Below are 18,500 nucleotides of genomic sequence, written 5' to 3'. Positions count from 1 at the left end.
TAGGCCCGTGCGTCGAGCGTCGCAGCGCAAGCTTCCACCGCCACCCCATTCCTCGACCTGCCCGGAATCGTCGCCGTCATCATCGCCGGGCTCGCAGGCCGGCGATTCGATGCGGTTCCATCCTAGATCGGGCGTCCTGAAACGCAGTAGTCTCGATAGGTGCCCGTGGCCATCAGCATGCGCAGCATGCGGTTGTGGGCGGCGTCCGGGGCGACCGCCTCAATCGTGCTGAGCGTGTTGCTGGGCGGAGCCGCGGGTGCCGGCGGCTGGTCCGCGGTGGCCCCGGTGGTGGCGGCCGGGGCGCTGATCGGGGTGTTCCTTGCCGCACTGGCCCGCCGTGCGGGCAGCAGTCACAGCCCGGCCGATGTCGTGACCCTGGTGCGGGCGACCCTGGCCTCGGGCTGCGCGGCGTGGGTGGCGCTGGCGCTCCTCGAGTCGCTGCCCGCCCAGTCCTGGGGACTCTTCGTGCTGGCCGTCGTGGCATGGCTGCTGGACGGGGTGGATGGCGCCGTGGCGCGGCGCACGCACTCGGCCTCGGCCTTCGGGGCCCGGTTGGACGCCGAGACCGATGCCGCCCTGATCCTCGTGCTCTCTTCCGCTGCTGCACTGGTCGTCGGCTGGTGGGTCCTGGTCGCCGGACTCCTGCGCTACGGCTTCGTGCTGGGCCAGCGACTGCGCCCGCGGTGGCGATCCCCGCTGCCCTACAGCCAGTTGCGTCGCGCCGTCGCGGCCACGGTCGGTGGCGGACTGGTCGCCATCACCGCGCCCCCGGTCGGCACGACGCTCGCAGCCGGCGCCGCGGCGAGCGTCCTCGGGCTACTGGTGTGGTCGTTCGCGCGGGATGTGCTCGCCCTCGAGCGCGGAGTCGTCCCCGGCGGAGTCGTAGGCCACGTAGTAGGTGGGTCGCCCCTGCAGCGTGGCGTAGATGCGGCCGACGTACTCGCCGAGGACCCCCAGACATAGCAGCTGTAGGGCGCCCATCCCGGCCACGACCACGACCGTCGAGGTCCACCCGGCGACGGTGAAGCCGAGCCACTTGGACACCAGGGCGTAGGCCAGCAGCAGCAACGCCCCCACGAAGCCGCCCAGCCCAAACCAGGTGGCCAACCGCAGCGGGGCCAGCGAGAACCCGGTGAAGGCGTCCAGGGAGAGCCGGACCATGCGCGAGAGCGGGTACTTCGACCGCCCGGCCGCGCGAGGCTCCCGGCGGTAGGTCACGGTCGCCGACGGGAACCCCAGCGACGGCACCACCAGACGCAGCACCCGGTGCGCCTCGGGCAGGGCGCCCACGGCGTCGACCGTGGCTCGTGACATCAGCCGGTAGTCGCCGGCGTCGTCAGGGACGTCGCGGGCCCCTGCGGCCCGTAGCGTGGCGTAGAAGGCCCGGGCACTGGAGCGCTTGAACCACGAGTCCGAGGACCGGTCGGACCGGACGCCGTAGACGACGTCAACCTCCTGTGAGCGGGCTTCGTGCACCATCTGCTCGATGACCTCGGGCGGGTCCTGCAGGTCGGCGTCGAGGGTCACCACCCAGTCTCCGCGGGCGGCGGCCAGCCCCGCGGAGATCGCCGCCTGGTGCCCGGCGTTGGCCCGCAGTCGCAGCACCCGCAGCTGGGACCACTCTCGCCGGTAGCGCTGCAGCAGCACCGGGGTCTGGTCAGCGCTCCCGTCGTCGACGGCCACGACCTCGTAGGTCAGGTCCAGCCGGTCCAGCACGGCGCGGAGGCGGCGCACGAGCAGGGGCAGGACCTCGTCCTCGTCGAAGAGGGGGACGACCACGGACAGGTGCTGCGGCATACGGTCCACTGTAGGCGCCGGTCGAGGCGGTAGGCTGGTTGCATGACGTCCCTGATCCTCGGCAACCCGATCCTCGCGAACGCCGAGGGCGGGGGCCACGCGGCCGCCGACGTGCTCTTCGAGCCGATCTGGATCGGCGTGATCGCCATGGTCATCTTCCTTGCCCTGCTGGCCCTGCTGTGGTCCTTCCGCAACACCCTGGCGCTGGATCCGCACCACAGCTCCGGCACCGAGGCTGACGAGGTCGACCCCGACTCGGGGCGCGGCAGCAGCCGCTGATGCGGGTCGGGGTGATGGGTGGGACGTTCGACCCCGTCCACCACGGCCACCTCGTCGCCGCGAGTGAGGCCGCCGCGCGGCTCGAGCTCGACGAGGTGGTGTTCGTCCCCACCGGCCAGCCTTATCGTAAGGACACCCGCGACGTCACCCCGGCCGAGCACCGCTACCTGATGACGGTCGTCGCCACCGCCTCCAACCCACATTTCACGGTCAGCCGGGTGGACATCGACCGGGACGGCCCCACCTACACCCTGGACACCCTGCGCGACCTGAGTGCGGAGCGGCCGGACGACGAGCTGTTCTTCATCACCGGTGCGGACGCCCTCGCCCAGATCTTGTCGTGGAAGGGTGTCGAGGAGCTGTGGGGCCTGGCGCACTTCGTCGGGGTGACCCGCCCCGGGCACACGCTCAGTGACGACGGGCTGCCGCAGCAGCAGGTCACCCTGCTGGAGGTGCCGGCAATGGCGATCTCCTCCACCGACTGTCGGTCGCGGCGGGCCCGGGGCGAGCCGGTGTGGTATCTCGTGCCCGACGGCGTGGTGCAGTACATCGGCAAATACGACCTCTACACCAAGGAGCACATGTGACGGCCAGCCCCCGAGCGATCGACCTGGCCCGAGCGGCCGCAGCCGCGGCCGCCGACAAGCTGGCCGAGCGGGTGAGCGCGCTCGACGTCAGTGACCAGCTCGCCCTGACCGACGTCTTCGTCATCGCCTCGGCGCCCAACGAGCGTCAGGTCGATGCCATCGTCGATGCCGTCGAGGAGCGGCTTCTTGCGCTCAGCTGCAAGCCGCTGCGCCGAGAGGGTCGCAAGGAGTCGAGGTGGGTGCTACTCGACTTCGGCGACATCGTGGTGCACGTGATGCACACCGAGGACCGCGCCTTCTACGACCTCGAGCGACTCTGGAAGGACTGTCCGGACATCGCGCTGGACGTCGCCGAGCAGTCGGCCGACCAGGGCCGGTGACGCGGCGGCTGATCGTCTGGCGGCACGGCGAGACCGAGCACAACGTGAGCGGCGTCTTTCAGGGGCAGCTGGACACCCCGCTGTCGCAGCGGGGTCGGGAGCAGGTCGCGACGGCGGCGGCCGAGCTCGCCGCTCGGGGGCCGAGCCGCGTCGTGGCCAGCGACCTGGCCCGCGCGGCGGACACCGGCCGGGCCCTGGCTGCGGTCGGCGCGCTGCCCATCGACCTCGACGCCCGGTTCCGCGAGATAGACGTGGGCTCTTGGAGCGGCCGCACGCATGCCCAGATCGAGCGCGACCACCCGCAGGAGTCGCGCGCCGTGGCTCGGGGGGAGGACGTCGTGCGCGGCGACCACGGCGAGCGTGTCGCGGACGTGGCGGTGCGCACCGCGGCTGCAGCCGCCGACATCGCGGCGGCCATGACACAGGACGACCTGGTCGTCGTAGCCACCCACGGTCTGGCGGGCCGCGCCCTGGTCGCCGGGCTGCTCGGGTGGTCCCAGCAGCAGGCGTGGCGGTCGCTGGTCGGTCTGCGCAACGCGCACTGGGCCGAGCTGGCCGAGCAGGACGACCAGTGGCGGCTGGTCACCTGGAACACCGGGGTGCTCACACCTGCGCTGCCTTCCGCGACGCACTGAACGAGCTCACCGGGCCGTCGTGTGGCGGCACCAGCCACGGCCACGGGTGCAGGTCGGCCACGCTGAGCCGGTCCAGCCGGCGCCGCATGCCCGGCACGGGTGCGTAGGTCACCGCGGGACGACGGGTCGCGACGACGTCGCTCGGCCGGCCCAGGTGTACCTCCACGTCGCGTCGCGTGGCCAGGTCGGCCAGCGTCTCGGCAAGGAAGACCAGCCGCTTGCCGGACAGCCGCAGCCGGGCCAGCAGTGGTGCGTCGAAGACGAAGAGTACCGGCAGCCCCGGGTATGCCGACAGCGCCGGGTCTGCGTCGCCCAGGGACTCCGCGGTGAGCCAGACCACGTCCGGGTCGGCGACCCGGGTGGGACGCGGCGGCCCGGCCGTGCGCTCCAGCCGGGGGTCGGCGCGCAGCAGCTCAGGAGGGTCGAGCAGTGCTTCGAGCGGGACGTCCGCAGGTCGCTCCTGCACCGGGCAGGTCGAGGACAGCTCACACTGCTCGCACAGGCCGGGGGCGCGCCGCTTGACCTGCCAGCGGGAGAAGGCGTAGGGGCGGCCGGTGCCGGCGCCGGCCGCCCACTGCCAGCCCAGCCGGTTGGCGGCCCGGGACCCGTCCAGCAGATGGGTGAAGAAGGCGTCCTCACCGTCGCGCCAACCCCAGCCGTGCCGCACCGTCCAGTGGCCGGCCAGCCAGAGCCGGTGCTGGTTGACCAGCCAGCCGTCCCGGGTCAGCTCGTCGGTGGCCAGGCCAAGGCAGGCCATCCGCGGGTCCCACACCTCACGCGCATCGGGAGAGCGCTCGGTGCGGTCCGGCACGGCATACCGCAGCGACTCCCCGGTGCGAGTGCCCAGCCGGGCGTAGAGGTGTCGGGCGTACTCCTGCCAGAGCAGCTCCTCGCGCAGCGTGCGCACGTCACGGGCCGGTGCGCCCTCGACGTGCTCCCAGACCCGCGGCAGCGACAGCAGCCCGTGCCGGATCCAAGGAGACAGGGCGCTGGCTCCACGTCGTGCCGGTGGCCAGACCTCGTTGCGGGCCGCGGCATACCCGGTGGCGTCGTAGCAGGCCAAGGCCTCGTCGGCGGCCCGCTGACCCCCGCGGAACGCCGGGCTGGCGGCGATCTGCTCCGGGCGCTCGAGGCTCAGCGCGGACAGCTGGGAGGCGACCCACGCCGTCGCGGCCTCAGGACCTGGCGGCGGGGTGGGCAGGAGGGTGTCGGCCATCGGATCGCTCCAGCGCTGGGACTCATCGGCAAGGGACGGTGCGGACACTCATTGTGCAGTCAGACGCGGCAGGCGATTGGCCCGTGGCCCTAGGTTGTGCGTATGCTTCTGCGGTCCCACTCAGGGGCTGTGGCGCAGCTGGTAGCGCACCTCCATGGCATGGAGGGGGTCAGGGGTTCGAGTCCCCTCAGCTCCACCAAGGACCGGCCGTCGGGCCGTCCACCCGGGACCGCAGGGCTCTCGCGCCGTCGGCGCGGGAGCCCTTTCCCCATCCGCGGCGGCCTCGGCTCCGAATGACACTCACGAGTGGCTCACCGCGGATCGCCAGGATGGGTTCCCGACCGTGCGATGAGCCGTAGCCGTTACCGGTGTAGCAGGGGGCACCGTGTCACGGCTGCCGAGGGGGTCGAACGCACCGACGGTCGGCCCCCTCGGCGGCGTCCCACGAGTGGCACTAGTCTGAGGGTCCCGACGGAGGAGGCCGACCGGTGCGGATTGCCCTGTTCGTGACCTGCCTGGGTGACAGTCTGTTCCCCGACGTGGGCAAGGCGACGGTGCGGCTGCTGGAGCGGCTGGGCCACGAGGTGGGCTTCCCGGCGGGGCAGACCTGCTGCGGCCAGATGCACATCAACACCGGCTATCAGCAGCACGCCCTGGGGTTGGTGGAGCACCACGTCGCGACGTTCGAGGCCGCCCTCGACGACGGGGTGCAGGCGATCGTGGCGCCGTCCGGATCGTGCGTCGGCTCGGTGCGCCACCAGCACGCGATGGTCGCCCGCCGCGCCGGCGACGAGGCGCTCGCGGTCCGCGCGGAGCGGGTCTCGGCGCAGACCCTCGAGCTGTCCGAGCTGCTGGTCGACCGGCTCGGCGTGACCGACGTCGGGGCTTTCTTCCCGCACCGGGTGACCTATCACCCCACCTGCCACTCGCTGCGGATGCTGCGGGTGGCGGACAAACCGCTGCGACTGCTGCGCGAGGTCCGTGGCATCGACCTGGTCGAGCTGCCGGACGCCGAGCAGTGCTGCGGCTTCGGGGGCACCTTCGCGATGAAGAACGCCGAGACCTCCACGGCCATGCTCGCCGACAAGGTCACCCAGGTCCGCACCACGCAAGCCTCCGTGCTGAGCGCCGGTGACGCGTCGTGCCTGATGCACATCGGTGCAGGGCTGGGGCACCTGCGCACCGGCGTGCGCACGGTGCACCTCGCCGAGATCCTGGCGGCGACGGAGGAGCGGGTCGAACCTGCCGCGGTCCGAGAGCCGGGAGGAGCGGGGTGACGACATACCTGGGTATGCCGTCCCGCCGGGCCCGGGCGGACGCGCGCGACGCCTCGCCGATCCAGGGGGAGCGCAGCTTCGCTCGGGCCGCCCCCGCGGCGCTGGCGGACTCGGTGCTGCGCCGCAACCTCGGCCACGCCACCTCGACCATCCGGGCCAAGCGGGCCGCCGTGGTCGGCGAGGTCCCCGACTGGGAGGCTTTGCGCGACGCCGGGTCGGCGATCAAGGCCGAGACCCTGGCCCGGCTGCCCGAGCTGCTGGAGCAGCTGGAGGCTCAGGTCACTTCGGCCGGTGGCACCGTGCACTGGGCCCGGGACGCTGCCGAGGCCAACCAGATCGTGACCGACCTGGTGCGCGCGACGGGCGAGCAGGAGGTGGTCAAGGTCAAGTCGATGGCCACCCAGGAGATCGGGCTCAACGAGCACCTCCAGGCCAACGGCATCGCCGCGCACGAGACCGACCTGGCCGAGCTGATCGTGCAGCTGGGCGACGACCGGCCCAGCCACATCCTGGTGCCGGCGATCCACCTGTCCCGCACCGAGATCCGCGAGGTGTTCGCCCGGCACATGCCCGGGGTGGACCCCGACCTGACCAGCGAGCCCCGGGAGCTGGCCATGGCAGCCCGGTCCTACCTGCGTGAGCTGTTCCTGCACGCCAAGGTCGGCATCAGCGGGGCCAACTTCGCGATCGCCGAGACCGGCACGCTGTCGGTGGTCGAGTCCGAGGGCAACGGCCGGATGTGCCTGACCCTGCCGGAGACCCTGATCACCGTGATGGGCATCGAGAAGGTGCTGCCCCGCTGGTCCGACCTGGGGGTGTTCCTGCAGCTGCTGCCGCGCTCGTCCACGGGCGAGCGGATGAACCCTTATACGACCTTGTGGACCGGCACCACCGCATACACCGACGGCGTGGATGGTCCACGCGAGTTCCACCTGGTGCTGCTGGACAACGGGCGCACCGACGTCCTTGCCGACGAGGTGGGGCGGGCGGCACTGCACTGCATCCGCTGCTCGGCCTGCCTCAACGTGTGCCCGGTCTACGAGCGCACCGGCGGGCACAGCTACGGCTCGGTCTACCCCGGGCCCATCGGGGCGATCCTGTCTCCGCAGCTGACCGGTCTGACCGGCGACTCGGTCAACGACTCGTTGCCCTACGCGAGCTCGCTGTGCGGGGCCTGCTACGACGTGTGCCCGGTCAAGATCGACATCCCCTCGATCCTGGTCGACCTGCGCGCCCGGCACATTGAGGCGGCGGCCGCCTCGCGACCCCATCTGCCCGGCGCCGAGGCGGTCGCCATGGCTGCAGCCGCCTACGTCATGCGCGACGAGCGACGCTTCGCGGCGGCGACCTCGGCCATGCGCCTGGGCCGCCCGCTGGTCAAGGATGGTCACCTGCGCGGTCCGCTGTCCTCGGTGATGACCGGCTGGAGCCGCGCGCGCGACGTCCCCACCCCGCCGGAGCAGACCTTCCGCGCCTGGTGGGCCCAGCGGGAGCGGGGCACCGCAGATGGGTGAGCGAGGATGAGCGAGGCTCGCACCGAGATCCTGCGTCGCGTCCGGACCGCCATCGGCGAGGCGCCGACCGTGCCCGAGGTGCCCCACGACTACCGCACCGAGGCCGGGTATGCCGACGCGCAGCTGCGGGCGGTCTTCACTGAGCGGCTGCTGGACTACCAAGCCGAGCTCGTGACCTGCGCAGACTCCGAAGAGTCCATCTCCGAGACCCTCGCAGGCGTGCTGGCCGATCGGGAGCTGCGCTCTGTGGTCGCCCCGCCGCTCGTCGCGCAGGTCTGGCTGGGCCCGGTGGTCGAGGCGGGCCAGGTGCGGGTGCTTCCGGATGCGGCCGACGTGGGCTGGGCAGATCTGGACGCGGTGAGCGCGGTGGTGACGGGTGCCGCGGTGGCGATCGCCGACACCGGGGTCGTGGTCCTCGACGGCGACCAGAGGTGCGGACGGCGCGCGATCAGCCTGATCCCCGACGTGCACGTCTGCGTGGTCCGGGCGGCGCAGATCGTGGGGCTGACGCCAGAGGCCGTGGCCCGGCTGGACCCGCGCCGGCCGCAGACCTGGATCGCCGGTCCCAGCGCGACCAGCGACATCGAGCTGGACCGGGTCGAAGGCGTGCACGGCCCACGCACGCTCATCGTGGTCCTCGCCGGCTGAAGCGGTGCCGAACCGACCGGTTCGTGAGAGTATGCGGCGGCGCGCGTGCGCTTTACGTGAGTAGGGGTTATCTTACTGATGTGGGGTTCACGGATGGGTGCGCTCGAGCCAAGCGAGCGTTGGGCGGGGTGGGGACGGTCCTCCTCGCCATCGTGCTGACCGGTTGTGGGACCGAGCAGCTCGCGGTGGATCCGGCCGGTGCCGGGGCGTCCACTGTCGCCGCCGCTGACTCGACCACCTCGACCTCGCAGACCACGATGGAGCCGGACGTCCTGCTGCATCCCCGCTTCGCAGACCACTTCACCGCCGACGTCTACTCCGACCTGGGCGCGCAGTTCGGGCCGTTCGGGTCCGACGAGGGTTACGACATGCTGAGCGAGTGGAGTGGGCGCAGCATCGAGCTGTCCCCCTCCAGCACGGTGCGCGACCTCCTGGCCGGCGCGGATGAGGATGCGGACGATGAGGATGCGGGCTCCGTGGACAGTGTGTTCTTCGATGTGCTGGACAGCAGTGCCGACCCGGCCGACGATGCCGTGGACGAGGCCACCCTCGTCCTCGGGGCTGGCTTCACGCTGCTGCGGTTGACCGGGCAGATCGACGCCGAGGGGGAGCAGGTCACCCTTGAGGCGCTGGACGCCGTGGAGAGTTTCTACGGGTCGCAACCGGAGTTCGACCAGATGCGTCAGGACCTGCTGACCTTCACCGGTCCGACCGAGCCCTGAGGCCCCGGAGGCAGGGGTTCGCTCCTCCCGACAATCGGCCGAGTGAACCACCGGCGGCGGCCGAGGTCGGCAGGAGACCCTGGGGGCGCGAGCCGTCCGGGCTCAGGCCATCCGTTCGTAAGCCGGCAGGGTGAGGAAGTCGGCGAAGTCGTCCGCGACCGCGACCTCCATGAACAGCGCGCGAGCTTCGGCATACTGCTGCGGGTCGCCGTCGAGCTTGGCGACCTCCTCCTCGACGATCCGGTCGACGAGCTCCCGGGTGACCGTCTCGCCGGTGTCGAGCTGCACGTCGTTGTGCAGCCACTGCCAGATCTGGGAGCGGGAGAGCTCCGCGGTCGCGGCGTCCTCCATCAGCCCGAAGATGCCGACCGCACCACGCCCGGTCATCCAGACCGCGAGGTACTGGATGGCCACGGACACGTTGCTGCGCAGCCCGGCCTCGGTGACCTCCCCGGGTGTCCGGCCGAGGGAGAGCAGATCGGCGGCACTGACCTCGACGTCCGCACGCAGCCGGTCCAGCTGGTGGGGCCGGTCGCCGAGCACGGCGCCGAAGGCGTCCTCGCACGTAGCCACCATCCCAGGGTGGGCGACCCAGGAGCCGTCGAAGCCGTCAGCTGCCTCCCGGGACTTGTCGGCCGCGACCTTGTCGTAGGCCGCCTGGTTGGCCTCCTCGTCCTTGCTGGGGATCTGTGCGGCCATGCCGCCGATGGCGTGGGCCCCGCGCTGGTGGCAGCTGTGCACGAGGAGCTCGGTGTAGGCGCGCATGAACGGCACCGTCATGGTCACCGCGTTGCGGTCCGGCAGCAGCATCTGCGAGCCGCGGGTCCGATAGGTCTTGATCGCACTGAAGATGTAGTCCCAGCGGCCCGCGTTGAGCCCCGCGGAGTGCTCGCGCAGCTCGTAGAGGATCTCCTGCATCTGGAACGCCGCGGGGAGGGTCTCGATCAGGCAGGTGGCCCGGATGGTCCCGTGCGCCATCCCCACCGCCTGCTGGCCGATCGTGAATGCGTCGTTCCACAGCCGCGCCTCGAGGTGGTGCTCCATCTTGGGCAGGTAGAAGTAGGGCCCCTGGCCGCGGTCGAGCTGCAGTTGGCCGGAAGCGCACAGATACAGGGCGAAGTCGACCAGCCCGCCGGAGACGGGGCGGCCGTCCACCAGGACGTGCTTCTCGTTCAGGTGCCAACCGCGGGGCCGCAGCACGATGGTGGCCAGCGGGGCGTCGGTGCGCAGCGCGTAGGACTTGCCCTCGGGGGAGGTGAAGTCGATGTCGCCGGTGATCGAGTCGCGCAGGTTGAGCTGTCCCTCGACGACGTTGCCCCAGGTGGGGGTGTTGGCGTCCTCGTGGTCGGCCAGCCAGACCCTGGCCCCGGAGTTGAGCGCGTTGATCGTCATCTTGCGGTCGGTGGGTCCGGTGATCTCGACCCGGCGGTCGACCAGACCGGGGGCCGGCTGGGCCACTCGCCAGTCGGGGTCGTCCCGGATCTGGGCCGTTTCCGGCAGGAAGTCGAGGTCGTCACCGCCGTCCACGGCAGCGACGACCTCGGCCCGGGCGGCCAGGCACTGCTGCCGGCGACCTTCCAGCTCCCGGTGCAGGGTGGCGATCAGGCCCAGAGCTGTGGGGGTCAGGATCGAGTCGTAGCCGGGTCCGATCTCGCCGGTGACCTCGACGCCGTCGGGCAGTTGCAGATCCGTCATTGGAGTACCTCCGAGGCATACGTCCGCGAAGCGGTAGGTGCGTGCTGATGGACGCCCCGACCCTATCGTCGTCCGGTCGACGCGCGGCCGGAGGGGACGTCCGGCACGTCATGGGGCATGCTCGGGGGCGTGCCGTTGACACTGACCTTTGCCGTCGTCCTGCTCGCCGCCGTCCTGGTCTCGGCCGTCGCCAATCGCACCATGCTGTCGACGGCGGTGGTCTTCCTGGTCGCCGGCTTCCTGGTCGGCGACGGGGTGCTGGGCTGGGTCAGCCTGACCCCGCAGGACGATGTCGTCAGGCTGGGCGCCGAGCTCGCCCTGTTCGCGGTCCTGTTCTCCGACGGTATGCAGCTCGGCTGGAAGGACCTGCGCCGGGCCTGGCGACTGCCGGGCCGGGCCCTGGTGCTGGGGTTGCCGCTGACGTTGGTGGTTACCGCGCTGCTGGCGCACTACGTGGCCGGTCTGGGCTGGGCCGAGTCCTGGCTGATCGGGGCGGTGCTCGCCCCGACCGACCCGGTCTTCGCCTCCGCCCTGGTCGGCAACGACAAGGTGCCCGGTCGGCTGCGGCAGCTGCTCAACGTGGAGTCCGGCATCAACGACGGACTGGCGCTGCCCTTCGTGCTGGTCTTCCTGGCGATCGCGGAGCGCTCGGGTGAGATCCACGCCGGCGAGCTGGCTCTGGAGATCGTCCTTGGCGTGGTCATCGGCGTCGCTGTGCCGCTGCTGGCCATCTGGCTCGAGTCGCTGCCGATCCTGTCCACCTCGGCCCGCTACGCACCGCTCAACGGCTTCGCCATCGGGCTGCTGGTCTATGCGGTGACCGTGGCGGTGCACGGCAACCTGTTCCTGGCGGCCTTCGCCGCGGGCATCACCGTCGCGACCGCCGGCCCCGATCAGCGCGAGTCCTTCGAGCACTTCGGGGAGTCCATCGCCGAGCTGCTCAAGCTGTTCGCGCTGCTGGTGTTCGGCGCGCTGATGTCCCCGGCATTCCTCGGTGAGATCCCGTGGACCGGCTGGGCGTTCGCGGTGCTGGCCATCGTGCTGGCACGGCCGCTGGCCCTGCTGCCCAGCTTCGCCGGCACCCCGCTGAGCCTGCGCGAGCAGGCCGCGGCGATGTGGTTCGGTCCCAAGGGCTTCGCCTCGGTGGTCTACGGGCTCATCGTGCTGGGTAGTCCCCTTGCGGCCGCCGACGAGATCTTCCACCTGGTGGCGCTGACCATCGTGATCTCGATCCTGGCACACTCCTCGACCGACGTGATCGTGGCTCGGGCGTTCGACGAGCCGTCGGAGACCCCGCACTGGCATGCCGAGGGGGGCGAGGTTCAGGCGGCGGGCCGGTCCTCCGGTGAGACGGCAGAGTAGGTCAGCGGCGACCCGCACGCGCTCGGCAGGAGCAGCAGAGCGACCGTATCAGCTTCTGATGACAGCGGAGCATCAGAAGTAGTGATGCTATGCTGTCAATATGCGCACCACTGTCACGCTGGACTCGGACACCCGAGAGATCCTGCGCCAGCGGATGCTCCGGAGCGGTGTCAGCTTCAAGCGTGCCCTCAATGACGCGATTCGCGAGAGTCGCACCGAGCCGGCACGTGCGGCCGAGCCGTTCCGGACGCCGACGTTCTCCATGGGCGAGCCGTTGGTCGATCTCGACCGGGCGGGCGCGCTCGCTGCGGATCTGGAGGACGCGGCGCTGATCCAGAAGATGTCCCGGGGCGCATGATCCTCCTCGACACCACGGTGCTGTTGTATGCCGTCAACCAGGACGCGCATCAGCACCAGCAGGCCCGTGGCTGGCTGGACGACGCGCTGTCGGGGGCCGCCACCGTGGGCTTCGCCTGGGTGGCACTCCTGGGGTTCCTGCGGATCTCGACCCGGGCCGGTGTGCTGCCGCGACCGTTGCGGCTGGACCGGGCGCTGTCGGTGACGGACGCTTGGCTGCAGCAGCCTCCGTCGGTCGTCGTCCACCCCACCGCGGGACATCAGCGGGTGCTCGCGCAGCTGCTCGAGGCGGTCGGTGTGGGCGGCAACCTGCTCACTGACGCGCATCTGGCCGCGCTCGCCCTCGAGCACCGGGCGTCCATCGCCTCCTTCGACCGGGACTTCGACCGGTTCCCGGGTGTGCACCGGGTGACCCCCGGCGCGGGCTGAACGCGGGAAACTGCGCCGCAGGCGTGGGAGACTAGGGCGCACTGTCCCCCGAGCCCTGATGGAGTCCCTCCAGCGTGTCCCCGATCGCTCGCCACGCCCCGCAGCCTGCGGCCACCCCGCCGGAGGTGATCCGGAACTTCTGCATCATCGCGCACATCGACCACGGCAAGTCGACCCTGGCCGACCGGATGTTGCAGATCACCGGGGTCGTCGACGACCGGCAGATGCGGGCGCAGTACCTGGACCGGATGGACATCGAACGCGAGCGCGGCATCACGATCAAGTCCCAGGCGGTGCGGATGCCTTGGGCGCTCAGCGCGAGGGACGAGCCTGCCGACCGGGACAGCCGGAGCGCGCCGGCGCAGCCGGCTCGAGCGGGGGGGAACCCGGGGGGGGCAGCCCCCCGTGAGACGGCATACGTGCTCAACATGATCGACACCCCCGGCCACGTCGACTTCACCTACGAGGTGAGCCGCTCGCTCGCTGCCTGCGAGGGGGCCGTGCTGCTGGTCGACGCCGCCCAGGGCATCGAGGCGCAGACCCTGGCCAACCTCTATCTGGCGATGGAGAACGACCTGACCGTCCTGCCGGTGCTCAACAAGATCGACCTGCCCGCGGCCCAGCCGGAGAAGTATGCCGAGGAGCTGGCCGGGCTGATCGGCTGCGACGTCGAGGACGTGCTGCTGGTCTCGGGCAAGACCGGGCAGGGCGTGACCGAGCTGCTCGACCGGATCGTGACCGACCTGACCCCGCCGACCGGCCGGCCCGACGCGCCGGCCCGCGCGATGATCTTCGACTCGGTCTACGACACCTACCGCGGGGTGGTGACCTACGTGCGGGTGGTCGACGGGTCGCTGTCACCACGCGAGCGGATCGCGATGATGTCGACCAAGGCCACCCACGAGCTGCTCGAGATCGGGGTGATCTCCCCGGAGCCCAAGCCCTCGCAGGGTCTGGGGGTCGGCGAGGTCGGCTACCTGATCACCGGCGTCAAGGACGTGCGTCAGTCCAAGGTCGGCGACACCGTGACCAGCGCCGCGCGGATGGCCACCGAGTCGATCGGCGGCTACAAGGACCCGCGGCCGATGGTCTTCTCCGGGCTCTACCCGATCGACGGCTCGGACTACCCGACGCTGCGCGACGCCCTGGACAAGCTCAAGCTCAACGACGCGGCGCTGGTCTACGAGCCGGAGACCTCCGTGGCCCTCGGCTTCGGGTTCCGGGTCGGCTTCCTGGGCATGCTGCACCTGGAGATCGTCCGGGAGCGGCTGGAGCGCGAATCGAACCTCGACCTGATCTCCACGCTGCCCAACGTGGAGTACCTCGTGAGCATGGACGACGGCAGCCAGGTGCACGTCACCAACCCGAGTGAGTTCCCGAGCGGGCGGATCGCCGAGGTCACCGAGCCGGTCGTGCGGTCCACGATCCTGACCCCGAGTGACTACATCGGCACGGTGATGGAGCTGTGCCAGAGCCGGCGCGGGTCGCTGCGCGGGATGGACTACCTGTCCCCGGAGCGGGTCGAGATGCGCTACACGCTGCCGCTGGCCGAGATCGTCTTCGACTTCTTCGACGCGCTGAAGTCACGCACCCGCGGCTACGCGTCGTTCGAGTACGAGCCGGACGGGGAGCAGAGCGCCGAGCTGGTCAAGGTCGACATCCTGCTGCAGGGCGACCAGGTCGACGCGTTCAGCTCGATCGTGCACAAGGACAAGGCCTATGCGTATGGCGTGCTGATGGCCGGCAAGCTCAAGGACCTGATCCCGCGGCAGCAGTACGAGGTGCCGATCCAGGCCGCCATCGGTGCCCGGGTGATCGCGCGGGAGACGATCCGCGCGATCCGCAAGGACGTGCTCGCCAAGTGCTACGGCGGTGACATCAGCCGCAAGCGCAAGCTGTTGGAGAAGCAGAAGGAGGGCAAGAAGCGGATGAAGATGGTCGGCACCGTCGAGGTCCCGCAGGAGGCCTTCATCGCCGCCCTGGCCCAGGACGGCGGTGCGGGCGAGAAGGCCAAGAAGTGACCCGCGACGTCCGGGGGCCATCCTCGGCGCGCGACTCCGATCAACACCGGGAGCAGGCGGCGTCGGTCTCCGGCGCCGACCCATCGCAGGCCGGGCCCGACTCCTCGCATCGCGCGCGCACCCGCTCCTTCACCCGGCGCGGTGGGCGGATGAAGGATCGGCACGCCTCGGCATACGAGGCGCTGGCCCCGAGGTATGTCGTGGACGTGCCTCGCGGGGAGGGGGGCGCGACGACGGTGGACCCTGCATACCGACTCGACCTCCCCGCCCTGTTCGGCCGCACTGCCCCGCTGGTGGTCGAGGTCGGCTCCGGCTCCGGCGACGCCCTGCGGGAAGGCGCGGCGGCCCGGCCGGACTGGGACTTCCTGGCCCTGGAGGTGTGGCGCCCAGGCATCGCGCAGACCCTGGCCCGGATGGGGGACGAACCGCTGCCCAACGTCCGGTTTGTCGAGGCCGACGCCGCTCAGGCCTTGGGCACGCTGCTCGCGCCGGGCTCGGCGGCGCAGATCTGGACGTACTTCCCCGACCCGTGGCCCAAGCACAAGCACCACAAGCGCCGGCTGGTCGCCGTGCCGTTCGTCGACGTCGTGCACCGGGTGCTGGTGGACGGGGGAGTGTGGCGGCTGGCCACCGACTGGGCGCACTACGGCCGGCACATCCGCACCGTCCTGGACGCCGATGACCGCTTCGAGCTCGTGTCGACCGACCGGGCGTCGTTGCGGCCGATGACCCGCTTCGAGACCAAGGGCTTGCGCGCCGGCCGGGAGATCACCGACCTGGCCTACCGACCCCGCTGACCGCAGCAGGCTCGCCGCTGCAGTTACCCACCTTGGCCTCGCTCGCATCGTCGCCATGGGTCAGGCCATCCTCTGGATCGGGGGTTGAGCGCCCGGGTGCAGGTGCAGCCGCAGGGCGTGCGTCAGATCCGCCAACCGGCGTAGTGACCGATCGGGCATCGCGTCGTTGAGGGAGTGCGTGAGCTCGGACCGGAACGTCATGGACGCTGTCCGAAGCATCTCGGTGCCAGGAGTGGTGAGCTCGATGACGAAGGAGCGACGGTCGGCCGGATGTGGCCGTCGACGGCACAGGCCGCCGACCTCGATGCGGTCGACGAGCTTGCTGGTGCCTCCCACGGTGATGGACAGAGCGCTGGAGATGTCGAGCACACGGCAGTCCGGGGTGCGGTCGATCACCTTCATCAGCTCCAACCACGCCAGCGAGAGGTCGTGCTCGATCCGGAGTCGGGCGTCCACCCGGTTCCACAGATCGGTCTCGAGTCGCACCAGGTCGTCGAACAGCTGCGCCAGGTCAGTGCTCACTCCGAGATCGTACCGCATATAGATTCCGCGGAATCTATACGCGGCGTGACGTGCAGGCTTCACCGACGAGCCGTCGGTGGGGCCTTAGGGACGGTGTGTCGAGATCGGCATGTGGCGTATCAGCAGGTGGTAGGCGAGGACGCCCGCGCCGATGACGACTACGACCAGCACCGGACTCGCGGCGCCGAGGACATCGGTGGTGATGTCCCAGGGCGTCCATTGCAGCTCGTGATCCATCGCGAAGACCGAGACCAGCAACAGCGGCGCAAAACTCAGTGGCAGGCACAACGTGCCCCACCACGGGCCGAGCCGGTAGTACGCCGCGGCGACGAGCAGGCCGCTGAGGTTGCCGACGACGAAGACCAGGACGGATCCCCAGGCGTAGGGCCACAGGCCGCTGTCCAGCACTTCGGCATCGATGTTGCTGAGCCCGTGATACCAGCCGAACTCCTGGTAGGCCCACCTCTCCACGAGCAGCAGCAGGGTGATCGTCACGGCGTACCCGACGGCGGTGCCGGCGGCTGCGAGCAGACTGCCCATGACGAAGGAACGTCGGGTCATGCCGTGGGCGACGTGCACTCCTGCGTAGCCCACGAACACCACGACCATCATGGCGAACTGGTACCAGAGCGTCGCGTGGTAGGCGAACTGCACCGCCGACATCTGCGGCTCGGTGAACCTACTGCTCGTGAACAGGATGGCGGCGACCACGACGATGGCCAGGGCGAAGAACCAAGCGGCGCGTTCGAGGTTGATGCGCAGCAGGGTCTTGGTCGCGCGTCGCCACTGGGGGGAGCGACGGGTGGCGCTGACCGGCGACTGCGCGATGGAGGTCATCACGACTCCTGGCTTTCGGTGAGGTGGATGAACAGCTCCTGCAATGGCACCGGGCCGACCTGCAGCCCGGAGCGCTCGGCCTCCTGCAGCGCCCGTGGATCGAGGCCGCCGAAGAGCGTGACCTGCCGCGTCGGACCGAGGTCCCGCGTGCCCATGACGGTGTGTCCCGCTGCAGCCTTGTCGATCGCGGCAACCGGGCCGGTCAGGGTCACACCGCGGCGCCGGAGGTCGTCGGTCTCGGCGCTGAGCCGGACGGTGCCACCGACCAGGATGGTCACGGTCTCCAGCAGTGGCTCGGTCTCGCTGATCAGGTGGCTGGAGATGATCACGGTGCGTGGATGCTGCGCGAAGTCGGCGATCAGCTCGTCGTAGAAGCGCTGCCGAGTGGGCGCATCCATGCCCAGGTGCACCTCGTCGAACATGGTCAGCGACGCCCGCGAGGCCAGTCCGATCACTGCCCCGAGGGCCGACCGCTGTCCTCGGGACATGGCGCCCGGCTTGATCTTCGGGTTGAGCCCGAAGGACTCGACCAGCCGATCGGCATACCCGCGGTCGAAGGTGGCCCGGGCCCGCTGGACGAAGTCGAGGGTGGCCCGAGCCGGGGTGTCGGGCACGACGTCGCCGCTCTCGCGGATCAGGCAGACGCTCTCCATCAGCTCGTCGTGCTCGAACGGGTCCTGACCGTCGACGCGCACCGAGCCGGCATGCGGTCGGCGCAGCGACGCGAGCACCGACAGCAGCGTGGTCTTGCCGGTGCCGTTGCGGCCCAGCAGGCCGTGGATACGGTCGGGCGCGAGGTCCAGATCGACCTCCTGCAGGGCCATTGTGGTCCCGTAGCGGACGGACAGGTTCGCGGTCTTGACGGCGTATCCGCTCATGTTGACTCCTGGTGGCCGAGGCCGAGGCCGGTGGTGGTGGTTCCGCTCAGGTAGCGGGCGAGGTCCTCGCGGGTGATGCCGAGCAGCTCCGCGTCGCGCAGGACCGGGTCGAGCCGTTCGGCGACGAAGGTCTTGCGCCGTCGCGCTCGCAGCTGCGCGGGTGGCCCCGTTGCTGACGAACATGCCCAGGCCGCGCTGCTTGTGCAGCACCCCTTCGGCCACCAGCTCGGCGAAGGCCTTGGCTGCGGTGGCGGGGTTGATCCGGTAGGTCGTTGCGTACTGCGTGGTCGACATCACCTGATCCCCCTCCGCGAGGGCACCGGAGAGGATCTCCCCGCGGATCGCCTCGGCGATCTGCCGGTAGATCGGTTCGCGTCCGTCGAACACATCATCCTCATCCTCTGGAGTCCATTACATAACTTAGGGCTATCCATCTGAGCCAACTAAACTGGCGCGGTGCGGATCGATCATCTACGCGGTGGGGTGCACTACCCGCGATCACTGGGCGAGTTCCAGTCGTGGTTCGCCACGGACGCGGACTGCCTGG

19 protein-coding genes, 1 tRNA gene and 1 pseudogene are annotated in these 18,500 nt (G+C 70.5%); 15 read left to right on the top strand and 6 right to left on the bottom strand.

Features of this window, described 5'->3' with window-relative positions; all coding sequences use genetic code 11:
- Positions 1 to 177: 177 nt before the first annotated feature.
- A pseudogene (locus tag ACR2FV_RS12105) lies at positions 178 to 759 on the top strand (CDP-alcohol phosphatidyltransferase family protein); the annotation flags it as partial.
- A 57-nt stretch (positions 760 to 816) separates the two neighbouring features.
- Here ACR2FV_RS12105 and ACR2FV_RS12100 read toward each other — a convergent pair.
- Positions 817 to 1,797, bottom strand: coding sequence for a glycosyltransferase family 2 protein (locus tag ACR2FV_RS12100; protein ID WP_434015947.1), 981 nt, complete (start codon positions 1,795 to 1,797; stop codon positions 817 to 819).
- 42 nt (positions 1,798 to 1,839) lie between these two features.
- Here ACR2FV_RS12100 and ACR2FV_RS12095 point away from each other — a divergent pair, with 42 nt between their 5' ends.
- The 4 genes from ACR2FV_RS12095 to ACR2FV_RS12080 are packed head-to-tail and all read left to right on the top strand — an operon-like array spanning position 1,840 to position 3,678.
- Positions 1,840 to 2,076, top strand: a complete 237-nt coding sequence (locus ACR2FV_RS12095; protein ID WP_434015946.1) for a hypothetical protein — start codon at positions 1,840 to 1,842, stop codon at positions 2,074 to 2,076.
- On the top strand, positions 2,076 to 2,663 hold the full coding sequence (gene nadD / locus ACR2FV_RS12090; protein WP_434015945.1) for a nicotinate-nucleotide adenylyltransferase: 588 nt from the start codon (positions 2,076 to 2,078) through the stop codon (positions 2,661 to 2,663). The genes ACR2FV_RS12095 and nadD overlap by 1 nt, the downstream gene beginning before the upstream one ends.
- A complete protein-coding gene (rsfS, locus tag ACR2FV_RS12085) occupies positions 2,660 to 3,043 on the top strand; it encodes a ribosome silencing factor (protein WP_434015944.1) in 384 nt (127 codons plus the stop codon). The genes nadD and rsfS overlap by 4 nt, the downstream gene beginning before the upstream one ends.
- The gene (locus tag ACR2FV_RS12080; protein ID WP_434015943.1) at positions 3,040 to 3,678 is read left to right on the top strand and encodes a histidine phosphatase family protein; all 639 of its coding nucleotides are present in this window, start codon (positions 3,040 to 3,042) and stop codon (positions 3,676 to 3,678) included. Before rsfS ends, ACR2FV_RS12080 begins: the two co-directional genes overlap by 4 nt.
- Here ACR2FV_RS12080 and ACR2FV_RS12075 read toward each other — a convergent pair.
- Positions 3,647 to 4,894, bottom strand: a complete 1,248-nt coding sequence (locus ACR2FV_RS12075; protein WP_434015942.1) for an FAD-binding domain-containing protein — start codon at positions 4,892 to 4,894, stop codon at positions 3,647 to 3,649. The two genes, ACR2FV_RS12080 and ACR2FV_RS12075, sit on opposite strands and share 32 nt — an antisense overlap.
- Positions 4,895 to 5,017: 123 nt before the next feature.
- Between ACR2FV_RS12075 and ACR2FV_RS12070 the strand changes: the two genes are divergently transcribed.
- The 5 genes from ACR2FV_RS12070 (at position 5,018) to ACR2FV_RS12050 (ending at position 9,055) form a co-directional block, all read left to right on the top strand.
- Positions 5,018 to 5,093: transfer RNA gene (locus ACR2FV_RS12070), tRNA-Ala, on the top strand.
- A 289-nt stretch (positions 5,094 to 5,382) separates the two neighbouring features.
- Entirely contained in the window at positions 5,383 to 6,171 is a 789-nt protein-coding gene (locus ACR2FV_RS12065; RefSeq protein ID WP_434015941.1) for a (Fe-S)-binding protein, read from the top strand.
- A gap of 14 nt (positions 6,172 to 6,185) precedes the next feature.
- Positions 6,186 to 7,685 carry a LutB/LldF family L-lactate oxidation iron-sulfur protein gene (locus ACR2FV_RS12060; protein ID WP_434015949.1) on the top strand — a complete coding sequence of 500 codons (1,500 nt, stop codon included), beginning with the start codon at positions 6,186 to 6,188 and terminating at the stop codon, positions 7,683 to 7,685.
- 6 nt (positions 7,686 to 7,691) lie between these two features.
- On the top strand, positions 7,692 to 8,333 hold the full coding sequence (locus tag ACR2FV_RS12055) for a LutC/YkgG family protein (protein ID WP_434015940.1): 642 nt from the start codon (positions 7,692 to 7,694) through the stop codon (positions 8,331 to 8,333).
- Between the two features lie 80 nt (positions 8,334 to 8,413).
- Entirely contained in the window at positions 8,414 to 9,055 is a 642-nt protein-coding gene (locus ACR2FV_RS12050) for a hypothetical protein (RefSeq protein WP_434015939.1), read from the top strand.
- A 102-nt stretch (positions 9,056 to 9,157) separates the two neighbouring features.
- On the opposite strand, the gene aceB is transcribed toward ACR2FV_RS12050, so the two are convergent.
- Entirely contained in the window at positions 9,158 to 10,750 is a 1,593-nt protein-coding gene (aceB, locus tag ACR2FV_RS12045) for a malate synthase A (protein WP_434015938.1), read from the bottom strand.
- Positions 10,751 to 10,879: 129 nt separating this feature from the next.
- Between aceB and ACR2FV_RS12040 the strand changes: the two genes are divergently transcribed.
- The 5 genes from ACR2FV_RS12040 to trmB all read left to right on the top strand — a co-directional run bounded on the left by ACR2FV_RS12040 (position 10,880) and on the right by trmB (position 15,716).
- Positions 10,880 to 12,112, top strand: coding sequence for a cation:proton antiporter (locus ACR2FV_RS12040; RefSeq protein WP_434015937.1), 1,233 nt, complete (start codon positions 10,880 to 10,882; stop codon positions 12,110 to 12,112).
- A 100-nt stretch (positions 12,113 to 12,212) separates the two neighbouring features.
- Positions 12,213 to 12,470 carry an antitoxin gene (locus tag ACR2FV_RS12035; RefSeq protein WP_434015936.1) on the top strand — a complete coding sequence of 86 codons (258 nt, stop codon included), beginning with the start codon at positions 12,213 to 12,215 and terminating at the stop codon, positions 12,468 to 12,470.
- Positions 12,467 to 12,898, top strand: coding sequence for a TA system VapC family ribonuclease toxin (locus tag ACR2FV_RS12030; protein ID WP_434015935.1), 432 nt, complete (start codon positions 12,467 to 12,469; stop codon positions 12,896 to 12,898). Before ACR2FV_RS12035 ends, ACR2FV_RS12030 begins: the two co-directional genes overlap by 4 nt.
- Positions 12,899 to 12,981: 83 nt before the next feature.
- A complete protein-coding gene (gene lepA, locus ACR2FV_RS12025) occupies positions 12,982 to 14,919 on the top strand; it encodes a translation elongation factor 4 (RefSeq protein WP_434015948.1) in 1,938 nt (645 codons plus the stop codon).
- Complete coding sequence (trmB, locus tag ACR2FV_RS12020; RefSeq protein ID WP_434015934.1) at positions 14,916 to 15,716, top strand: tRNA (guanosine(46)-N7)-methyltransferase TrmB; 801 nt, start codon at positions 14,916 to 14,918, stop codon at positions 15,714 to 15,716. Before lepA ends, trmB begins: the two co-directional genes overlap by 4 nt.
- Positions 15,717 to 15,776: 60 nt before the next feature.
- Here trmB and ACR2FV_RS12015 read toward each other — a convergent pair whose 3' ends face one another.
- The 3 genes from ACR2FV_RS12015 to ACR2FV_RS12005 all read right to left on the bottom strand — a co-directional run bounded on the left by ACR2FV_RS12015 (position 15,777) and on the right by ACR2FV_RS12005 (position 18,340).
- Positions 15,777 to 16,238 (bottom strand): MarR family winged helix-turn-helix transcriptional regulator, encoded by a 462-nt coding sequence (locus tag ACR2FV_RS12015; protein WP_434015933.1) that lies wholly within the window; start codon positions 16,236 to 16,238, stop codon positions 15,777 to 15,779.
- Positions 16,239 to 16,322: 84 nt separating this feature from the next.
- The gene (locus ACR2FV_RS12010) at positions 16,323 to 17,075 is read right to left on the bottom strand and encodes a hypothetical protein (protein WP_434015932.1); all 753 of its coding nucleotides are present in this window, start codon (positions 17,073 to 17,075) and stop codon (positions 16,323 to 16,325) included.
- On the bottom strand, positions 17,075 to 18,340 hold the full coding sequence (locus tag ACR2FV_RS12005; protein ID WP_434015931.1) for an ATP-binding cassette domain-containing protein: 1,266 nt from the start codon (positions 18,338 to 18,340) through the stop codon (positions 17,075 to 17,077). The genes ACR2FV_RS12010 and ACR2FV_RS12005 overlap by 1 nt, the downstream gene beginning before the upstream one ends.
- Positions 18,341 to 18,500 lie beyond the last annotated feature (160 nt).

Origin of the sequence: Ornithinimicrobium sp., assembly GCF_051004135.1 — a bacterium.
In the GTDB taxonomy this organism is placed as follows: domain Bacteria; phylum Actinomycetota; class Actinomycetes; order Actinomycetales; family Dermatophilaceae; genus Ornithinicoccus.
The sequence above is the reverse complement of the archived record's forward strand: the minus strand, read 5'-3'. Positions and strand labels throughout refer to the sequence as shown.